The sequence below is a fragment of the Streptomyces sp. CMB-StM0423 genome (assembly GCF_002847285.1).
Taxonomy (GTDB): Bacteria; Actinomycetota; Actinomycetes; order Streptomycetales; family Streptomycetaceae; genus Streptomyces.
In genome coordinates, this window is the sequence record NZ_CP025407.1 from 3,128,231 (window position 1) to 3,143,558 (window position 15,328).

Sequence of the window (15,328 nt, forward strand, 5' to 3'; positions counted from 1 at the left end):
CGCCGCGGGCGCCGCAAAGCGCCCAATACTGAATAACAGTCATATATGCCCGTAGCCTGACAAGAGCCTCTGCTCACCCCGGGCCCGGCACCCGGGGCCCTCCGGGAAGGAACGTCCCCCAGACATGCCCGCAGACGTCGCCGTCATCGGACTCGGCCACCACGGCCTGCCGCTCGCCCAGGCCGCGGCGGCGGCCGGCTTCTCCGTCGTCGGATACGACCCCGATCCGCGCGCCGTCGACGCCCTCGCCGCCGGCCGCCCGCCGGTCGGCGGCTCGCTGACGGCCGCCGAGGTACGGAGGCTCCTGACGACCGGGTTCCGCGCCTCCGCGGACCCCGCCGACCTGGGCGGCGTCCGTACCGCCGTCGTCTGCGTGCCCACCCCGCTCGCCGACGACGGCGCGCTCGACCTCGGCCCGGTCGCCGACGCGGCGCGCGAACTGGCGCGGCACCTCAAGCCCCGCACCACCGTGCTGCTGGAGTCCGCCGCCTACCCGGGGAGCACCGAGGACCTCCTGCGGCCCCTCCTGGAGCGGGGCTCCGGGCTGCGCGCCGGGCGCGACTTCCACCTCGCCTACTCCCCCGGCCCCCTCGACCCCGCCGACACCGCCTCCGCGCCGAAGGTCGTCGGCGGGCTGACCCCGGGGTGCACGGAGGCGGCGGTGGCGTTCTACGGGCGGTTCGCGGAGCGGGTCGTACGGGCCAGGGGGCCGCGCGAGGCGGAGACGGTGCGGCTGCTGGAGGGCAACGTACGGCACGTGAACTTCGCCCTCGTCAACGAGCTGACCTGGTTCTGCCACGACCGGGGCATCGACCTGTGGGACGTCGTCCGCTGCGCCGAGACCCGCCCCTTCGGCACCGCCCACAGCTTCCGCCCGGGCCCCGGCGTCGGCGGCCACGGGGTGCCGGTCGACCCGGGCCGCGTCCCCGTCCGCGTACCGCATCCGGGCGGCAGGACCGCGCCCGGCTTCGACCACCCGCTGCGGATGGTCGACCTCGCCCGCGAGGTCAACGGCCGGATGCCGCGGTACGTCGTCCAGAGGTGCGCCCAGCTCCTCAACGAGCACGGCAAGTCCGCCCGCGGCGCCCGCGTGCTGCTCCTCGGCGTCACGTACGACCCGGACGTCGCGGACCTGGAGCGCACCCCGGCGACCGACGTCGCGGCCCGGCTGACGGAGCTGGGCGCGCGGGTGGGCTTCCACGACCCGTACGTCACGGCGTGGCAGGTGCTGGGCCGGCCGGTGCCGCGGACGGGGTCGGTGTACGACGCGGCGGCGGACGCGGACCTGACGGTGCTGCTGCAACCGCACCGGACGTACGACCTCCAGGCACTGGCGGTGAAGGCGCAGCTCCTCCTGGACACCCGGGGGGCGACGCCGCCGGGAGCGGCACACCGGCTGTGAGCGGCGAGCGGCCGGGCGGCAGGCGGCAAGGGGGGTAGACACCCCGCGGATCACCCACCCCCCGGGGTGCCGGAACCGGAGGTATCCCGGCGGAACTGCTACCGTTCGGCCGTATGGGTGATGCGGTGATGACGGCGGCTGACAGCCGCCCCCGGCTGCTGCAGGCGCTCGCCGTCGGCGCCGCCGCCACCTTGGCGGGAGCGCTGGTCCTGGGCGTGACGCAGGGCCTGGTGGGCGAACGCGGCCTGGAGCTCGGCTACTGGGCGCTGGCCCTCGGCCTCCTCGTCGGCGCCGCCGTCGGCCGCGCGGGCGCGGAGACCCGCGGCTCGGCGTTCCTGGCGACCCCCGTGGCACTCGCCGGCGTCTGCCTCACCCAGCTCACCGCGACGGCCGTGCACCTCGGTACGGCGGACGTGGGCGCGGCGTACGACTTCTGGCAGAGCGAAGTGCTGGGGAAGAACGACATGACGTTCTACCTCGTGGCCGCGGCCGAAGCGTTCCTGGTCAGCCAGCGAGTGTCCGAAGTTCGAAACAGCATGTCGCAGTCGCGTCACGACTCCCTTTAAGGGCTTGTTGTCGGGCACCGCTCAACTGCTAGCGTGCCGCGGGTTGTCCCACTGACCGCGCCCACCACACCAACTGTCCCCGGGCACGGCAGACCCATCTCTCCGGGGGGAAATACCCATGTCCCAGCCCTACCAGCAGCAACCAGGCCCAGGCGCTCCCGGCCAGCAGCCGTACAGCGCCCCGCCGCCCTACGCGCAGCAGCCGGCCGGCTCCGGCAACACGGGCCTCGCCGTGGGCGTCGGCATCGTCGCGATGATCGTCGGCGCCGTCATCTACGGCGCCATCATGCGGGCGTCCGGGGGAGACGCCGGCGAGTACACGCTGTACGCCTACCCCGCCGCCGCGGCCGGCATCCTCGTCGGCCTTGCGTTCGGCAAGCTCGGCGGCCGGAACCCGGCGCTGCCCTTCGTCGCCATCGTGCTCGGCATCCTCGGCGCCATCATGGGCCAGTTCCTCGGCTACGCGCTGCTGATCAACCACTGGACCGACGGCCAGATCGGCATCGCGACCGCGTTCACCGACGAGTTCGACCTGCTGAAGGAAGCCTTCAAGGAGGACTTCGACGCACTGGTGGCCGCGATGTACGCGGTCGGCGGCGCGGCCGGCTTCGCCCTGACGAAGCGCCTCGGCAGCAGCTGAGGCAGCCGCCCACGTCGATGACGCAGGGCCGGGACCGCGACGAACGCGGTCCCGGCCCTGCGTCGTTGCGCCAGCCCGGTCGGGCGGCGCGTCGTGCGTCAGGCGGGCGGCAGGGCGGTACTCAGCCGGCCGTGCAGCAGCAGGTAGAAGACGTACAGCGACTCCCGGCCGCCCTTACCGCGGTCGTAGCGCCGCAGCGCGCGGCCGAGGGGGTTCCACACCCGCCCGTCCGGCATCCGTACGCCGACGGGCTGCTCGAAGTAGTCGCGCTGCCGGTCGTCGAGGTCCACCCAACTCCCGCCCCCGGCCCGGACCATGACCTCTCCGACGTACGCCCCGACCCCGCGCAGCGCCTGCGCCACCGCGCGCTCGTCGGCCCCCTGCCCGGCGCGGATCCCGGCGACGATCCGGTCCGCGACGCGCAGGCTCTCCACCGAGTAGTCCAGCGGCAACCGCCGCGGCCCGCGCAACCACTCGGCCACCACCCCCTCCACGTACCGGCTCATCCCGGCCGCTTCGGGTAACACATCGCTGGCACGCCCCATGGGAATCCCCTCCACGCTCGTCGGTAGCGACCTTCACATGAACAGCGCCGGGACCCCGATTAAACGTCACACCTCCGAGGGGTGACACTTCCCACACGAGGGGTCACCACCCAGGTCTGGACAAACCCCCGACCTGCCGGTTCCGGCAACGACCAGCACACCGCGGCCGGTTACTCAGCCGCCGTGGCGAACGCCGAGTGCCCGCGCCACCTCCCTGGCCCTGCGCCGCGAGGCGAGCAGCCCGCGTTCGTGCCGGTAGGGCGGAGCGACGAGGACTTTGGGCCGGTCGAAGAGGATGACGGAGGGGACGAGCACCAGACCTGCCGCGAGCAGCCACGCGATACCGCCGATGACGACCCACGCAGCCACCCCGTCGGGCAGGGGTTCACCCAGCCGACAACGTCCCCCACCGCAAGTCCTTCCGCCCGGATCTCTCGGCCAGCCCGGCACCGTCGTCCGCGCGGTGGGGTCGCGTCAAGTGGTGGGACAAGCGGGGGTGAGTCCGGCTTGGGGGGAATGTCTTCGGGGTTGCGGTCGGGGTGGGTGGGGCGTTGATCAATGCGGGTGCACCGATCGACCGCCGTCGCCGAGGAGTTCGCCGATGCGTGGGAGCCGGGTACGGGCCGGGGTGTACCGAGGACGAAGACCCGGGCCGCCGGGCGGCGGTTCGTGAGCGCACCCCCTGGCCCCGCGGGACTGCCCTCCCGCCGGGGCCGGGGCGGTGCTCCCCTTCGCAGACGGAAGGGTTCAGCGGGAGCGGGCCACCGTGACCTCGACGCGCTGGAACTCCTTCAGCTCCGAGTAACCCGTCGTCGCCATCGCCCGCCGCAGGGCGCCGAAGAAGTTCATCGACCCGTCCGGCGTGTGCGACGGGCCCAGCAGGACTTCCTCCGTCGTGCCCACCGTGCCCAGGTCCATCACCTTCCCCCGCGGCACGTCCTCGTGGACCGCCTCCATCCCCCAGTGGTGCCCCCGCCCCGGCGCGTCCGTCGCGCGGGCCAGCGGCGAGCCCATCATCACCGCGTCCGCCCCGCACGCCACCGCCTTCGGCAGGTCGCCGGACCAGCCGACGCCGCCGTCCGCGATCACGTGCACGTAGCGGCCGCCGGACTCGTCCATGTAGTCCCGGCGCGCCGCGGCGACATCGGCCACCGCCGTCGCCATCGGCACCTGGATGCCCAGCACGTTGCGCGTCGTGTGCGCCGCGCCGCCGCCGAAGCCGACGAGCACGCCCGCCGCGCCCGTCCGCATCAGGTGCAGCGCCGCCGTGTACGTCGCGCAGCCGCCGACGATGACCGGCACGTCCAGCTCGTAGATGAACTGCTTGAGGTTCAGCGGCTCCGCCGCCGACGAGACGTGCTCCGCCGAGACCGTCGTGCCGCGGATGACGAAGATGTCCACCCCCGCGTCCACGACCGCCTTGGAGAACTGCGCCGTACGCTGCGGCGACAGCGCCGCCGCCGTGACCACGCCCGACTCGCGGACCTCCGCGAGCCGCCGGCCGATCAGCTCCTCCTTGATCGGCTCGTCGTAGATCTCCTGCATCCGCCGCGTCGCGTCGCCCTCGTCCAGCCCGGCGATCTCGGCGAGCAGCGGCTCCGGGTCCTCGTAACGGGTCCACAGCCCTTCGAGGTTGAGCACCCCGAGGCCGCCGAAGCGCCCGATCCTTATGGCCGCCTCCGGCGAGACGACGGAGTCCATCGGGGCGGCGAGGAAGGGCAGCTCGAAGCGGTAGGCGTCGATCTGCCAGGCGATCGAGACCTCCTTCGGGTCCCGGGTGCGCCGGCTCGGCACGATGGCGATGTCGTCGAACGCGTACGCCTTGCGCCCGCGCTTGCCACGGCCGATCTCGATCTCAGTCACGGATGCTGCCCTTTCCAGACGGTTGCCGCCCCAGTATCCCCCGGTCGGTCCGGTCAGACCTTGCGGGAGTAGTTCGGGGCCTCGGTCGTCATCTGGATGTCGTGCGGATGGCTCTCCTTCAGGCCCGCGGAGGTGATGCGGACGAAGCGGCCGCGGTCCTTCATCTCCGGGACGGTGCGCCCGCCGACGTAGAACATCGACTGCTTCAGCCCGCCGATGAGCTGGTGCACGACGGAGGCGAGGGGGCCGCGGTACGGGACCTGGCCCTCGATGCCCTCGGCGATGAGCTGGTCGTCGCTCTTGACCTCGTCCTGGAAGTAACGGTCCTTGGAGTACGACTTGTTGCCGCCGCGCGACTGCATCGCGCCCAGCGAGCCCATCCCGCGGTACGACTTGAACTGCTTGCCGTTGATGAACAGCAGCTCGCCCGGCGACTCCTCGCAGCCCGCCAGCAGGCTGCCGAGCATCACGGTGTCCGCGCCGGCGACCAGCGCCTTGGCGATGTCGCCGCTGTACTGCAGGCCGCCGTCGCCGATGACCGGCACGCCGGCGTCCCGGGCCGCCTGCGCGGCCTCGTAGATCGCGGTGACCTGCGGGACGCCGACGCCGGCGACCACACGCGTCGTACAGATGGAGCCGGGGCCCACGCCCACCTTGATGCCGTCGACGCCCGCGTCGACGAGCGCCTGGGCGGCGTCGCGGGTGGCGACGTTGCCGGCGACGACGTCGGCCGCCGCGTTCGACTTGATCTTCGCGGCCATGTCGGCGACGAGCCGCGAGTGGCCGTGCGCGGTGTCCACGACGATGAAGTCCGCACCCGCCTCCACCAGCGCCTGCGCGCGGTCGTACGCGTCGCCCGCGACGCCGACGGCGGCGCCGACGATCAGCCTGCCCTCCGCGTCCTTGGCGGCGTTCGGGTACTTCTCGGCCTTGACGAAGTCCTTGACCGTGATGAGGCCCTTGAGCACGTCCCGGTCGTCGACCAGCGGCAGCTTCTCGATCTTGTGCCGGCGCAGCAGCTCCATGGCCTCCGCGCCGGAGATCCCGACCCGGCCGGTGACCAGCGGCATCGGCGTCATGATCGACCGCACCTCGACGCTGCGGTCGGGCTCGAAGGCCATGTCGCGGTTGGTGACGATGCCGACGAGCCGGCCGCCGTCGTCGGTCACCGGTACGCCGCTGATCCGGAACCGGCCGCAGAGCGCGTCCGCCTCGGCGAGCGTCGCGTCGGGGCGGATGGTGATCGGGTCGGCGACCATGCCGGACTCGGAGCGCTTGACCTGGTCGACCTTCTTGGCCTGGTCCTCGATGGAGAGGTTGCGGTGCAGTACGCCGGCGCCGCCCTGGCGGGCCATGGCGATGGCCATCCGGGACTCGGTGACCCGGTCCATGGCGGCGGAGAGGAGCGGAATGTTCACCTTGACGTTCCGCGACACATGGCTTGCGGTGTCGATCTCGCCCGGGGCCATGTCGGCGGCGCCGGGCAGCAACAGCACGTCGTCGAACGTGAGCCCGATGGTGGCGAACTTGTCAGGGACGTCGGCGGCGCGCTCTGTCATGACACCCTTCCGGTGGGTCTTGCCCGATGGGACTGACCATGGTAACGGCGCGCCGGAGCGTCACGTAACGGGGCTGGTGGCGGGTGTACGAAGGTACGAAGTCCGGGGCCGGCGGGACCTTCGGACCGCCGTCGCGACCCGCTCCCCGTACGCCGTACACGCGAATGCCGTACGCCCTGAGTGACGACCCGTACGCCCCCGCGCCACGGCCCGTCCGCCCCGCGCCTACTGCCGCGCCAGCGCCCGCAGCCTGCTCAGCGCCCGGTGCTGCGCCACCCGCACCGCACCCGGCGTCATCCCGAGCATCTGGCCCGTCTCCTCCGCGCTGAAGCCCGCCGCCACCCGCAGCAGCAGCAGCTCCCGCTGGTTCGCCGGCAGGCTCGCCAGGAGCTGCTTCGCCCACTCCGCGTCGCTGCTCAGCAGCGCCTGCTCCTCGGGCCCCAGGGAGTCGTCCGGCCGCTCCGGCATCTCGTCGGAGGGCACGGCGGTCGATCCCGGGCCGCGCATCGCGGCGCGCTGGAGGTCCGCGACCTTGTGCGCGGCGATGGCGAAGACGAACGCCTCGAAGGGACGGCCGGTGTCGCGGTAGCGCGGGAGTGCGCAGAGCACCCCGATGCAGACCTCCTGCGCGAGATCGTCGACGAAGTGCCGTGCGTCGCCCGGCAACCGGTGCAGCCGCGTGCGAACATAGCGAAGCGCCAGCGGGTGCACGTGGGCCAGCAGGTCGTGCGTCGCGCGCTCGTCCCCCTCGGCCGCGAGCTGCACGAGTCCCCTGATCTCGACGGGCCTTTCGGCCGTCTGGGAAACAGTGGTCTCGTTGCCGCGCATCCGTCCATGGTGCCTCGCCCCCGAACGTTCCGCGGTATCGCGGCCGTCGTTGTAGACCGAAGCGTTATGCGCAACCGCGCGGACGGTCACCACGCGCGCCCTCCCTTCGCTGCCCCCGTGCGGGATTCGGCTGTGCCCGATGCGCCTCGTTCCGGAGAACCCATGCCTCAAGCATGCGCCTTCGCGCGGGAAACCGGATCGCCCCGTGGCCCGCGGCCCCGTTCCGCGGGCCCGCCGCCGGCTACGGGGCGGGTGTGCCGGCCCGGGGCACGGGGCCCCGGCGCGGCGGATGCGCAGCAGGTCAGCGTACGAGACCCCAGCGGAAACCGAGCGCCACCGCGTGCGCCCGGTCGGAGGCGCCGAGCTTTTTGAAAAGCCTGCGCGCGTGGGTCTTCACGGTGTCCTCGGAGAGGAACAGCTCGCGGCCGATCTCGGCGTTGGACCGCCCGTGGCTCATGCCTTCCAGCACCTGGATCTCGCGCGCCGTGAGCGTCGGCGCGGCCCCCATCTCGGTGGAGCGCAGCCGCCGCGGCGCGAGCCGCCAGGTCGGGTCGGCGAGGGCCTGCGTGACGGTGGCCCGCAGCTCGGCGCGGGAGGCGTCCTTGTGCAGGTAGCCGCGGGCGCCGGCGGCGACGGCGAGGGCCACGCCGTCGAGGTCCTCGGCCACGGTCAGCATGATGATCCGCGCCCCCGGGTCGGCCGAGAGCAGCCGGCGCACGGTCTCGACGCCGCCGAGTCCTGGCATCCGTACATCCATCAGAATCAGGTCCGAACGATCGGCGCCCCAGCGGCGGAGTACTTCCTCGCCGTTAGCCGCCGTCGTCACGCGCTCGACGCCGGGCACGGTCGCAACCGCACGGCGCAGCGCCTCTCGGGCGAGTGGGGAGTCGTCGCAAACGAGGACGGAAGTCATGGCCGCCCTCCGGAGCTGATGCGCGTCACCTTGAGCCTCCAGGGCTGGTACGTATCGTCACCTTCGGCGGTCGACCGCGCGTCGGGCGCGCCCGGGACGAACGCGCTCACAGTCAACCGCTTCCGCACTCTCAACGACGGTCACCCGAAAGAGTTACGGGGGCTCCTGGCACCTGTTGCAACGGCTGTCGCCACGGGAACCGGGGCCACACACGTCGCCACTCTACGTGAGGAAACGGTCACCGAGAAGCAGTCACCGCGCCGCGCCGCGCCATGACCCAAATGCACCTATTGATACCGTTCTGATCAGCTATTCTCCATTTTCCCTATGAGTACTATTTACATCCGGTAAGCCCGGAGAGGTAGTGTCACGACCGTTAAGGGTCTTCCACGGCGCTCCCAAGGTGATACAAAATGGCTGATTTCTCCCGGCTGCCGGGCCCGAACGCCGATCTCTGGGATTGGCAGCTCATCGCCGCGTGCCGCGGTGTCGACAGCTCGCTGTTCTTTCACCCGGAAGGGGAGCGGGGCGCCGCCCGAAGCGCACGGGAAGCCTCCGCCAAAGAGGTGTGCATGCGCTGTCCCGTGCGCGCGGAGTGCGCGGCGCACGCGCTGGCGGTCCGCGAGCCGTACGGCGTGTGGGGCGGGCTGACGGAGGACGAGCGCGAGGAGCTGCTGGGCCGCGCCCGGCACCGGACGCCGACTCCGGGGGCCACCTCCCCGGCACCCGCGGCGGCACCCGCCCCGGAACCGGCGCAGACACCGACCGCGACACCGGCACCGGCGCCGACACCGACACCGCACAACTGAGGCGGGGCGCCCCGCGGAGTCCCCGGGGCGGCGTCGTACGTATCTCCCTCGCCCCGTGCCCCGTGCCCCGGGCGTCTACGTGTCCTGGGCATCCTTCGCCGCCGCCGCCAGGCGGTCGAGCATCGCCGCCACCGCCGGCACCCGCGCCAGGTCCGGCAGCGTCAGCGCGACCACCTCCCGCCGCGCCTCCGGCATCAGCGGCACGGTGACGACCCCCCGCGGCGGCACCGCGCGCACCGCGAGCCCCGGCAGCACCGCGACCCCCAGCCCGGCGCGCACCAGGCCGACGACGGCGGGGTAGTCGTCGGTCGCGAAGTCGATACGGGGCGCGAAGCCGGCCCGTTCGCACAGCTCCACCAGATGCCGCCGGCACCGGGGGCAGCCCGCGATCACCGGCTCCGCGGCGAGTTCCGCCAGCTCCAGCCGGCCCGCCGCGGCGGCGGGGTGGCCCTCCGGCACGAGGCACAGCAGCCGGTCCGCGAGCAGCGGCCGTACGACGAGGCCGTCCCACCCGTCGACCCGGTCGCCGGCGGCACCGGCGCCCGCGGCGGCGGCACCGCGCTCCGGCACGGTCCCGCCCGCGGGCGGGTAGTGGAACGCCAGCGCGATCTCGCACTCCCCCTCCCGCAGCATCTCCACCGACCGCGGCGGCTCCGCGTCCACCAGCGAGATCCGCGTACCCGGATGAGCCGCCCGCATCGCCGCCAGCGCGCCCGGCACGATCGTGGAGCTGCCGCTCGGGAACGACACCAGCCGCACCCGTCCCGCGCGCAGCCCCGCGAGCGCCGCGACCTCGTCCTCGGCCGCGGCCAGCCCGGCGAGGATGCCGCCCGCGTGCCGTGCGAGGGCCTCCCCCGCCTCCGTCAGCCGCAGCTCGCGGCCGGCGCGGACGAGCAGCGGCGTGGCCGCCGTCTGCTCCAGCGCCTTCATCTGCTGGCTGACGGCGGGCTGGGTCAGGCCGAGTTCGCGGGCGGCGGCGGAGAACGAGCCGGTCGCGGCGACGGCCCGGAGAACGCGCAGGTGGCGGGCGTCGAACATGCCTCCAGCCTAGGCGAGTCACGCGCTCGGGCAGGCGCGATCGGAAAGCTCGTTGAGCGTTGCCGGAAGGGGCGGTTACGGTCGGGGGATGCAGGTGCTCTCCGTGAACCTCGCCCGGCCGCAGACCGCGCCCGGCATCACCGACGCCCCGGGTTTCGTCACCGGCATCGACAAGCGCCCGGCCGACGGCCCCGTGCGCGTCGAGGAGCCCGGCCCCAAGGGCGTCGGCGGCAGCGCGCTCGCCGGTGACGTCGTCGGCGACCTGCGCCACCACGGGGGCACGTACCAGGCGGTGTACGCATTCGCGCGCGAAGACCTCGACATCTGGGGCGCGGAGCTGGACCGCGAGCTGCCGAACGGCGTCTTCGGCGAGAACCTGACCACCTCCGGCCTCGACGTCTGCGGCGCGCGGATCGGCGAGCGCTGGCGGATCGGCCCCGACCTGCTGCTGGAGGTCACCAGCTCGCGCATCCCCTGCCGCACGTTCGCCGGCTGGCTCGGCGAGCGGGGCTGGGTCAAGCGCTTCACGCAGGCGGCCCGCGCGGGCGCGTACCTGCGGGTGATCGAGCCGGGCGAGATCCGGGCCGGGGACGGGATCCGCATCGAGCACCGCCCGGACCACGAGGTGACCACCTCCTTCTGGTTCCGCGCGAGCACCCTGGAGCGGGAGTTGCTGCCCCGGCTCCTCGCCGCCGGGGACGCGCTGCATCCGGAGTCCCTGGAGAAGGCCCGCAAGGCGGCGGCCCGCGCGTCCTGACGGCCGCGGTCCTCCGGGCCGACCCGGAGAGCGGGCTCAGGGTTCCCTCCGGGACGTACCCGTGCGATACCCGATGCCCGGTCGCCCGATATGTCAGAAAACTCTGACACATGAAAAAGACGAGTGGACCGAGACCGCGGCTCAAGCGCGTGCTCCTCGCCCTGACCGCGGTGGCGGTCGCGATCGTGACCGTGGTCGTCGGCGCCGGAGCATGGTTCTACGCGACCGCGGACGTCTCCACGGTCGGCAAGGTCGACTTCGCGAACGAGCTGCGGATACCGCCGCTGGAGGAGGGCGAGGTGGAGGCGGACGGCACCCGGGTCTTCCGGCTGGGGATGCGCGCGGGCGAGACGGAGTTCAGGCCCGGCAGGACCACGCCGACCTGGGGGTTCACCAGCCCCGCCACGGCCGCCGACGAGCGGTGGCCCGGGACGTACCTCGGGCCGACGCTGCGCGCGGAGCGCGGCGAGAAGGTCCGCGTCGAGGTCGGCAACGGGCTCGACGAGCCGTCCACCGTCCACTGGCACGGCATGCACCTGCCCGCCGCCATGGACGGCGGCCCGCACCAGATGGTCGGGGCCGGCGGCGAGTGGCGGCCCCACTGGACCGTCGACCAGCCCGCGGCCACCCTCTGGTACCACCCGCACCCGCACGGCCGGACGGAGCGGCACGTGCAGCGCGGGCTCGCCGGGATGTTCCTCGTCGACGACCCGGAGGCGCGCAAGCTCGGGCTCCCCGACGAGTACGGGGTGAACGACGTGCCCGTCGTCGTCCAGGACGTGCGCTTCGACGGCGACCGGTTCGACCACGGCCACCGGATGATGGCGAACACCGGCTTCCTGGGCGACGAGACGATGGTCAACGGCACCCTCGCCCCCTACCAGGAGGTACGCGACGAGGTCGTCCGGCTGCGGCTGCTCAACGCCTCCACCGCGCGCGTCTACGACTTCGGCTTCGCCGACGACCGCGGCTTCGACCTCGTCGGCACCGACGGCGGCCTGCTCGGCGCCCCGTACCGCACCGACCGCGTGCTGCTCTCCCCCGGCGAACGCGCCGAGATCCTGGTGCGGATGCGGCCGGGCGAGCGGACCGTCCTGCGCAGCAGCCCGCCGGGCGGCGGCGACTTCTGGCAGTCCCGCTTCGCGGGCGGCGACGACTCCTTCGACGTGCTGGAGCTGCGCGCCGCCGGCACCCTGCGCCCGGCGCCCGCCGTGCCGGCGCGGTTCGGGGACGTCGAGCTGCCCGATCCGGCCGACGCCTCCCGCGAACGCCACTTCGACCTGCAAACGAGCGGCATCAACGGACAGCCGATGGCGATGGACCGCATCGACGCCACCGTCGAGCGGGGCGCGACCGAGATCTGGACGGTGCGCAACCGGGACGGCATCACGCACAACTTCCACGTCCACGACGTGCAGTTCCGGGTGCTGGAGGTGGACGGCGCACCGCCGCCGCCGGAGCTGCGCGGGCGGAAGGACACGGTGTACGTACCGAACGGGCGGGAGGTGAGGCTCGTGCTGCGCTTCGACGGGCCGCCCGACCCGGACGTGCCGTACATGTACCACTGCCATCTGCTGTCGCACGAGGACGGCGGGATGATGGGCCAGTTCGCGGTCGTGAACCCGGGTGAGAAGGCCGGGCGGCCGCCGGGCGGGGGCGACGGGCATGCCGGGCACTGACCGGGCGCACCCGCCGGGTCTGACCGGGTGCCGATCGCGCCCGCTAGCGTGCGGACATGACGACTGCGCTGATTACGGGATCGACGGCCGGCCTTGGTGCCGCCTTCGCGCGCCGGCTGGCGGCTTCCGGGTACGACCTGGTGCTCGTCGCCAGGACGGCGGAACGGCTGCACGAACAGGCCGCGGAGCTGCACGAGCGGTACGGCGTGGAGACGTCGGTGCTGCCCGCGGACCTGGCGACGGAGGAGGGCATCGCGGCGGTGGCGAAGCGCCTCGGCGAGGCCGGCGCAGGGCAGCCGGTGGACCTGCTGGTCAACAACGCGGGGTTCGGGCTGAAGGGGCGCTTCCTCCAGGTGACGCTCGCCGACGAGCTGACGATGCTGAAGGTGCACTGCGAGGCGGTGCTGCGGCTGACGACGGCCGCGGCGGCGGCGATGCGGGAACGGTCGCGGGGTGCGGTGGTGAACGTCGCGTCGGTGGCGGCGTTCGTGCCGCGGGGGACGTACGGGGCGAGCAAGTCGTGGGTCGTGCAGTTCACGCAGGGCGTGGCGCGGGACCTGGCGGGGAGCGGGGTGCGGCTGATGGTGCTGTGCCCGGGGTTCGTCAGGACGGAGTTCCACGAGCGGGCGGGGATGGGGACGGACAACATCCCGGGGTGGATGTGGCTGGACGCGGACAAGGTGGTGGCGGAGGGGCTACGGGACCTGAGGCGGGGTCGTACGGTGTCGATCCCTGATCCGCGGTACAAGGCGCTGATGGGGGCGGCGAAGCTGGTGCCGCGGGGGCTGCTGGGGCGGGTGTCGACGGGGGCGGGCCGCAAGTACGGTCCGCAGTAGGGCGTTGGGTCCGCCCCGGCACCGTGGCGGGAGGGTTGTTCCCCGACCCCGCCCCTTCCCGGAACCCGGGGGGCTCCGCCCCCGAGACCCCGGCCCCTCGCGGCTCCGCCGCACCGGGGGGCCGCCGGCCTCCGGCCAGGGCCGGGGCGGGCGGACGGCATACGCCGCAGGGCCCCGCCTCCTGGGAGGCGGGGCCCTGCGGCGTGGTGCTCGTACCGACCGGTGGTCAGTGGGAGTGGCCGTGGCTGTGGCCCTGGTCCTGCTCGGGCTCCGGCTTCTCCACGACCGCGCTCTCCGTGGTCAGCAGGAGCGAGGCGATCGACGCCGCGTTCTCCAGCGCCGAGCGGGTCACCTTCACCGGGTCGATGACGCCGGCCTTCACCAGGTCGCCGTACTCGCCGGTGGCGGCGTTGAAGCCCTGGCCCGCGGTCAGCTCCGAGACCTTGGAGGTGATGACGTAGCCCTCCAGGCCCGCGTTCTCCGCGATCCAGCGCAGCGGCTCGACCGACGCGCGGCGGACGACCGCCACGCCGGTGGCCTCGTCGCCGGTGAGGCCGAGGCCGTCCTCCAGCACCTTCGCCGCGTGCACGAGCGCCGAGCCGCCGCCGGAGACGATGCCCTCCTCGACCGCCGCGCGGGTGGCGGAGATGGCGTCCTCCAGACGGTGCTTCTTCTCCTTCAGCTCGACCTCGGTGGCCGCGCCGACGCGGATGACGCACACGCCGCCGGCCAGCTTCGCCAGCCGCTCCTGCAGCTTCTCGCGGTCCCAGTCGGAGTCCGTGGCGTCGATCTCGGCCTTGATCTGCGCGACCCGGCCCGCGACCTCGTCGGACTTGCCGGCGCCGTCGACGATCGTGGTGTCGTCCTTGGTGATGACCACGCGGCGGGCGGTGCCCAGCACCTCAAGGCCCACCTGGTCGAGCTTGAGGCCGACCTCCTCGGAGACCACGGTGCCGCCGGTGAGGGTGGCCATGTCGCCGAGCATCGCCTTGCGGCGGTCGCCGAAGCCGGGGGCCTTGACCGCGACGGAGTTGAACGTACCGCGGATCTTGTTGACGACGAGGGTGGACAGCGCCTCGCCCTCCACGTCCTCGGCGACGATCAGCAGCGGCCTGGCGGAGCCGGCCTGCATGACCTTCTCCAGCAGCGGCAGCAGGTCCTGGATGGAGGAGATCTTGCCCTGGTTGATCAGGATGTACGGGTCCTCCAGCACCGCCTCCATGCGGTCCTGGTCGGTCACCATGTAGTGCGAGAGGTAGCCCTTGTCGAAGGCCATGCCCTCGGTGAAGTCCAGCTCCAGGCCGAAGGTGTTGGACTCCTCGACGGTGATGACACCGTCCTTGCCCACCTTGTCCATGGCCTCGCCGATGAGCTGGCCCACCTGCTCGTCCTGCGCGGACAGCGCGGCGACCGCGGCGATGTCGGACTTGGAGTCGATCGGGCTGGCGGCCTTCAGCAGCTCGTCGGAGATGGCCGCGACGGCGGCGTCGATGCCGCGCTTGAGCGCGGAGGGGGAGGCGCCGGCGGCCACGTTGCGCAGGCCCTCGCGGACCAGCGCCTGGGCCAGCACGGTGGCGGTGGTGGTGCCGTCGCCCGCGACGTCGTTGGTCTTGGTCGCCACCTCCTTCACGAGCTGGACGCCCAGGTTCTCGTACGGGTCCTCGACCTCGATCTCACGGGCGATGGTCACGCCGTCGTTGGTGATGGTCGGGGCGCCGAACTTCTTGTCGATGACGACGTTGCGGCCCCGGGGGCCGATCGTCACCTTCACGGTGTCGGCAAGCTTGTCCACGCCGCGCTCAAGAGCGCGGCGGGCGTCCTCGTCGAACTTCAGAGTCTTCGCCATGGAACGTGGGTCCTCTCAAAGGGCGCCGTAGGGAGCGCCGACGCCCC

The 15,328-nt window shown here is 73.0% G+C and carries 15 protein-coding genes; 7 read left to right on the forward strand and 8 right to left on the reverse strand.

The window, feature by feature from the left end:
- Positions 1–124 precede the first annotated feature (124 nt).
- The 3 genes from CXR04_RS13200 (at position 125) to CXR04_RS13210 (ending at position 2,608) form a co-directional block, all read left to right on the forward strand.
- A complete protein-coding gene (locus tag CXR04_RS13200) occupies positions 125–1,402 on the forward strand; it encodes a nucleotide sugar dehydrogenase (RefSeq protein ID WP_101422180.1) in 1,278 nt (425 codons plus the stop codon).
- 113 nt (positions 1,403–1,515) lie between these two features.
- A complete protein-coding gene (locus CXR04_RS13205) occupies positions 1,516–1,968 on the forward strand; it encodes a hypothetical protein (RefSeq protein ID WP_234380212.1) in 453 nt (150 codons plus the stop codon).
- Between the two features lie 118 nt (positions 1,969–2,086).
- Positions 2,087–2,608 (forward strand): hypothetical protein, encoded by a 522-nt coding sequence (locus CXR04_RS13210; RefSeq protein WP_101422182.1) that lies wholly within the window; start codon positions 2,087–2,089, stop codon positions 2,606–2,608.
- A gap of 98 nt (positions 2,609–2,706) precedes the next feature.
- On the opposite strand, the gene CXR04_RS13215 is transcribed toward CXR04_RS13210, so the two are convergent.
- From CXR04_RS13215 to CXR04_RS13240, 6 genes are all read right to left on the reverse strand, one after another.
- Positions 2,707–3,114 (reverse strand): hypothetical protein, encoded by a 408-nt coding sequence (locus CXR04_RS13215; RefSeq protein ID WP_101422183.1) that lies wholly within the window; start codon positions 3,112–3,114, stop codon positions 2,707–2,709.
- A 213-nt stretch (positions 3,115–3,327) separates the two neighbouring features.
- Complete coding sequence (locus CXR04_RS13220; protein ID WP_101422184.1) at positions 3,328–3,522, reverse strand: hypothetical protein; 195 nt, start codon at positions 3,520–3,522, stop codon at positions 3,328–3,330.
- Positions 3,523–3,900: 378 nt separating this feature from the next.
- The gene (locus CXR04_RS13225; protein WP_101422185.1) at positions 3,901–5,016 is read right to left on the reverse strand and encodes a GuaB3 family IMP dehydrogenase-related protein; all 1,116 of its coding nucleotides are present in this window, start codon (positions 5,014–5,016) and stop codon (positions 3,901–3,903) included.
- Between the two features lie 53 nt (positions 5,017–5,069).
- Complete coding sequence (guaB, locus tag CXR04_RS13230) at positions 5,070–6,575, reverse strand: IMP dehydrogenase (protein ID WP_101422186.1); 1,506 nt, start codon at positions 6,573–6,575, stop codon at positions 5,070–5,072.
- Between the two features lie 225 nt (positions 6,576–6,800).
- Complete coding sequence (locus CXR04_RS13235; RefSeq protein WP_101422187.1) at positions 6,801–7,403, reverse strand: sigma-70 family RNA polymerase sigma factor; 603 nt, start codon at positions 7,401–7,403, stop codon at positions 6,801–6,803.
- Positions 7,404–7,704: 301 nt separating this feature from the next.
- The gene (locus CXR04_RS13240; protein ID WP_026276081.1) at positions 7,705–8,316 is read right to left on the reverse strand and encodes a response regulator transcription factor; all 612 of its coding nucleotides are present in this window, start codon (positions 8,314–8,316) and stop codon (positions 7,705–7,707) included.
- Positions 8,317–8,729: 413 nt separating this feature from the next.
- Between CXR04_RS13240 and CXR04_RS13245 the strand changes: the two genes are divergently transcribed.
- Positions 8,730–9,125: a WhiB family transcriptional regulator gene (locus CXR04_RS13245; RefSeq protein WP_101422188.1), complete on the forward strand. Its 396-nt coding sequence runs from the start codon at positions 8,730–8,732 to the stop codon at positions 9,123–9,125.
- 75 nt (positions 9,126–9,200) lie between these two features.
- On the opposite strand, the gene CXR04_RS13250 is transcribed toward CXR04_RS13245, so the two are convergent.
- Entirely contained in the window at positions 9,201–10,163 is a 963-nt protein-coding gene (locus CXR04_RS13250) for a LysR family transcriptional regulator (protein WP_101422190.1), read from the reverse strand.
- An 88-nt stretch (positions 10,164–10,251) separates the two neighbouring features.
- Between CXR04_RS13250 and CXR04_RS13255 the strand changes: the two genes are divergently transcribed.
- The 3 genes from CXR04_RS13255 (at position 10,252) to CXR04_RS13265 (ending at position 13,435) form a co-directional block, all read left to right on the forward strand.
- A complete protein-coding gene (locus tag CXR04_RS13255) occupies positions 10,252–10,920 on the forward strand; it encodes an MOSC domain-containing protein (protein ID WP_101422192.1) in 669 nt (222 codons plus the stop codon).
- Positions 10,921–11,030: 110 nt separating this feature from the next.
- The gene (locus CXR04_RS13260) at positions 11,031–12,599 is read left to right on the forward strand and encodes a multicopper oxidase family protein (protein ID WP_199850455.1); all 1,569 of its coding nucleotides are present in this window, start codon (positions 11,031–11,033) and stop codon (positions 12,597–12,599) included.
- Between the two features lie 56 nt (positions 12,600–12,655).
- Positions 12,656–13,435, forward strand: coding sequence for an SDR family NAD(P)-dependent oxidoreductase (locus CXR04_RS13265; protein WP_101422193.1), 780 nt, complete (start codon positions 12,656–12,658; stop codon positions 13,433–13,435).
- A 226-nt stretch (positions 13,436–13,661) separates the two neighbouring features.
- Here the strand turns inward: CXR04_RS13265 and groL are convergent, their stop codons facing one another.
- The gene (gene groL, locus CXR04_RS13270; RefSeq protein WP_101422195.1) at positions 13,662–15,281 is read right to left on the reverse strand and encodes a chaperonin GroEL; all 1,620 of its coding nucleotides are present in this window, start codon (positions 15,279–15,281) and stop codon (positions 13,662–13,664) included.
- Positions 15,282–15,328: the final 47 nt, after the last annotated feature.

What these genes read in the sequence shown, in the direction of transcription:
- groL (WP_101422195.1), bottom strand. Translation starts at nt 15,281, where the DNA reads ATGGCGAAGACTCTGAAGTTCGACGAGGACGCCCGCCGCGCTCTTGAG.
- CXR04_RS13255 (WP_101422192.1), top strand. Translation starts at nt 10,252, where the DNA reads ATGCAGGTGCTCTCCGTGAACCTCGCCCGGCCGCAGACCGCGCCCGGC.
- CXR04_RS13265 (WP_101422193.1), top strand. Translation starts at nt 12,656, where the DNA reads ATGACGACTGCGCTGATTACGGGATCGACGGCCGGCCTTGGTGCCGCC.
- CXR04_RS13250 (WP_101422190.1), bottom strand. Translation starts at nt 10,163, where the DNA reads ATGTTCGACGCCCGCCACCTGCGCGTTCTCCGGGCCGTCGCCGCGACC.
- CXR04_RS13260 (WP_199850455.1), top strand. Translation starts at nt 11,031, where the DNA reads ATGAAAAAGACGAGTGGACCGAGACCGCGGCTCAAGCGCGTGCTCCTC.
- CXR04_RS13210 (WP_101422182.1), top strand. Translation starts at nt 2,087, where the DNA reads ATGTCCCAGCCCTACCAGCAGCAACCAGGCCCAGGCGCTCCCGGCCAG.
- CXR04_RS13245 (WP_101422188.1), top strand. Translation starts at nt 8,730, where the DNA reads ATGGCTGATTTCTCCCGGCTGCCGGGCCCGAACGCCGATCTCTGGGAT.
- CXR04_RS13215 (WP_101422183.1), bottom strand. Translation starts at nt 3,114, where the DNA reads ATGAGCCGGTACGTGGAGGGGGTGGTGGCCGAGTGGTTGCGCGGGCCG.
- CXR04_RS13200 (WP_101422180.1), top strand. Translation starts at nt 125, where the DNA reads ATGCCCGCAGACGTCGCCGTCATCGGACTCGGCCACCACGGCCTGCCG.
- CXR04_RS13235 (WP_101422187.1), bottom strand. Translation starts at nt 7,403, where the DNA reads ATGCGCGGCAACGAGACCACTGTTTCCCAGACGGCCGAAAGGCCCGTC.
- CXR04_RS13240 (WP_026276081.1), bottom strand. Translation starts at nt 8,316, where the DNA reads ATGACTTCCGTCCTCGTTTGCGACGACTCCCCACTCGCCCGAGAGGCG.
- CXR04_RS13205 (WP_234380212.1), top strand. Translation starts at nt 1,516, where the DNA reads ATGGGTGATGCGGTGATGACGGCGGCTGACAGCCGCCCCCGGCTGCTG.
- guaB (WP_101422186.1), bottom strand. Translation starts at nt 6,575, where the DNA reads ATGACAGAGCGCGCCGCCGACGTCCCTGACAAGTTCGCCACCATCGGG.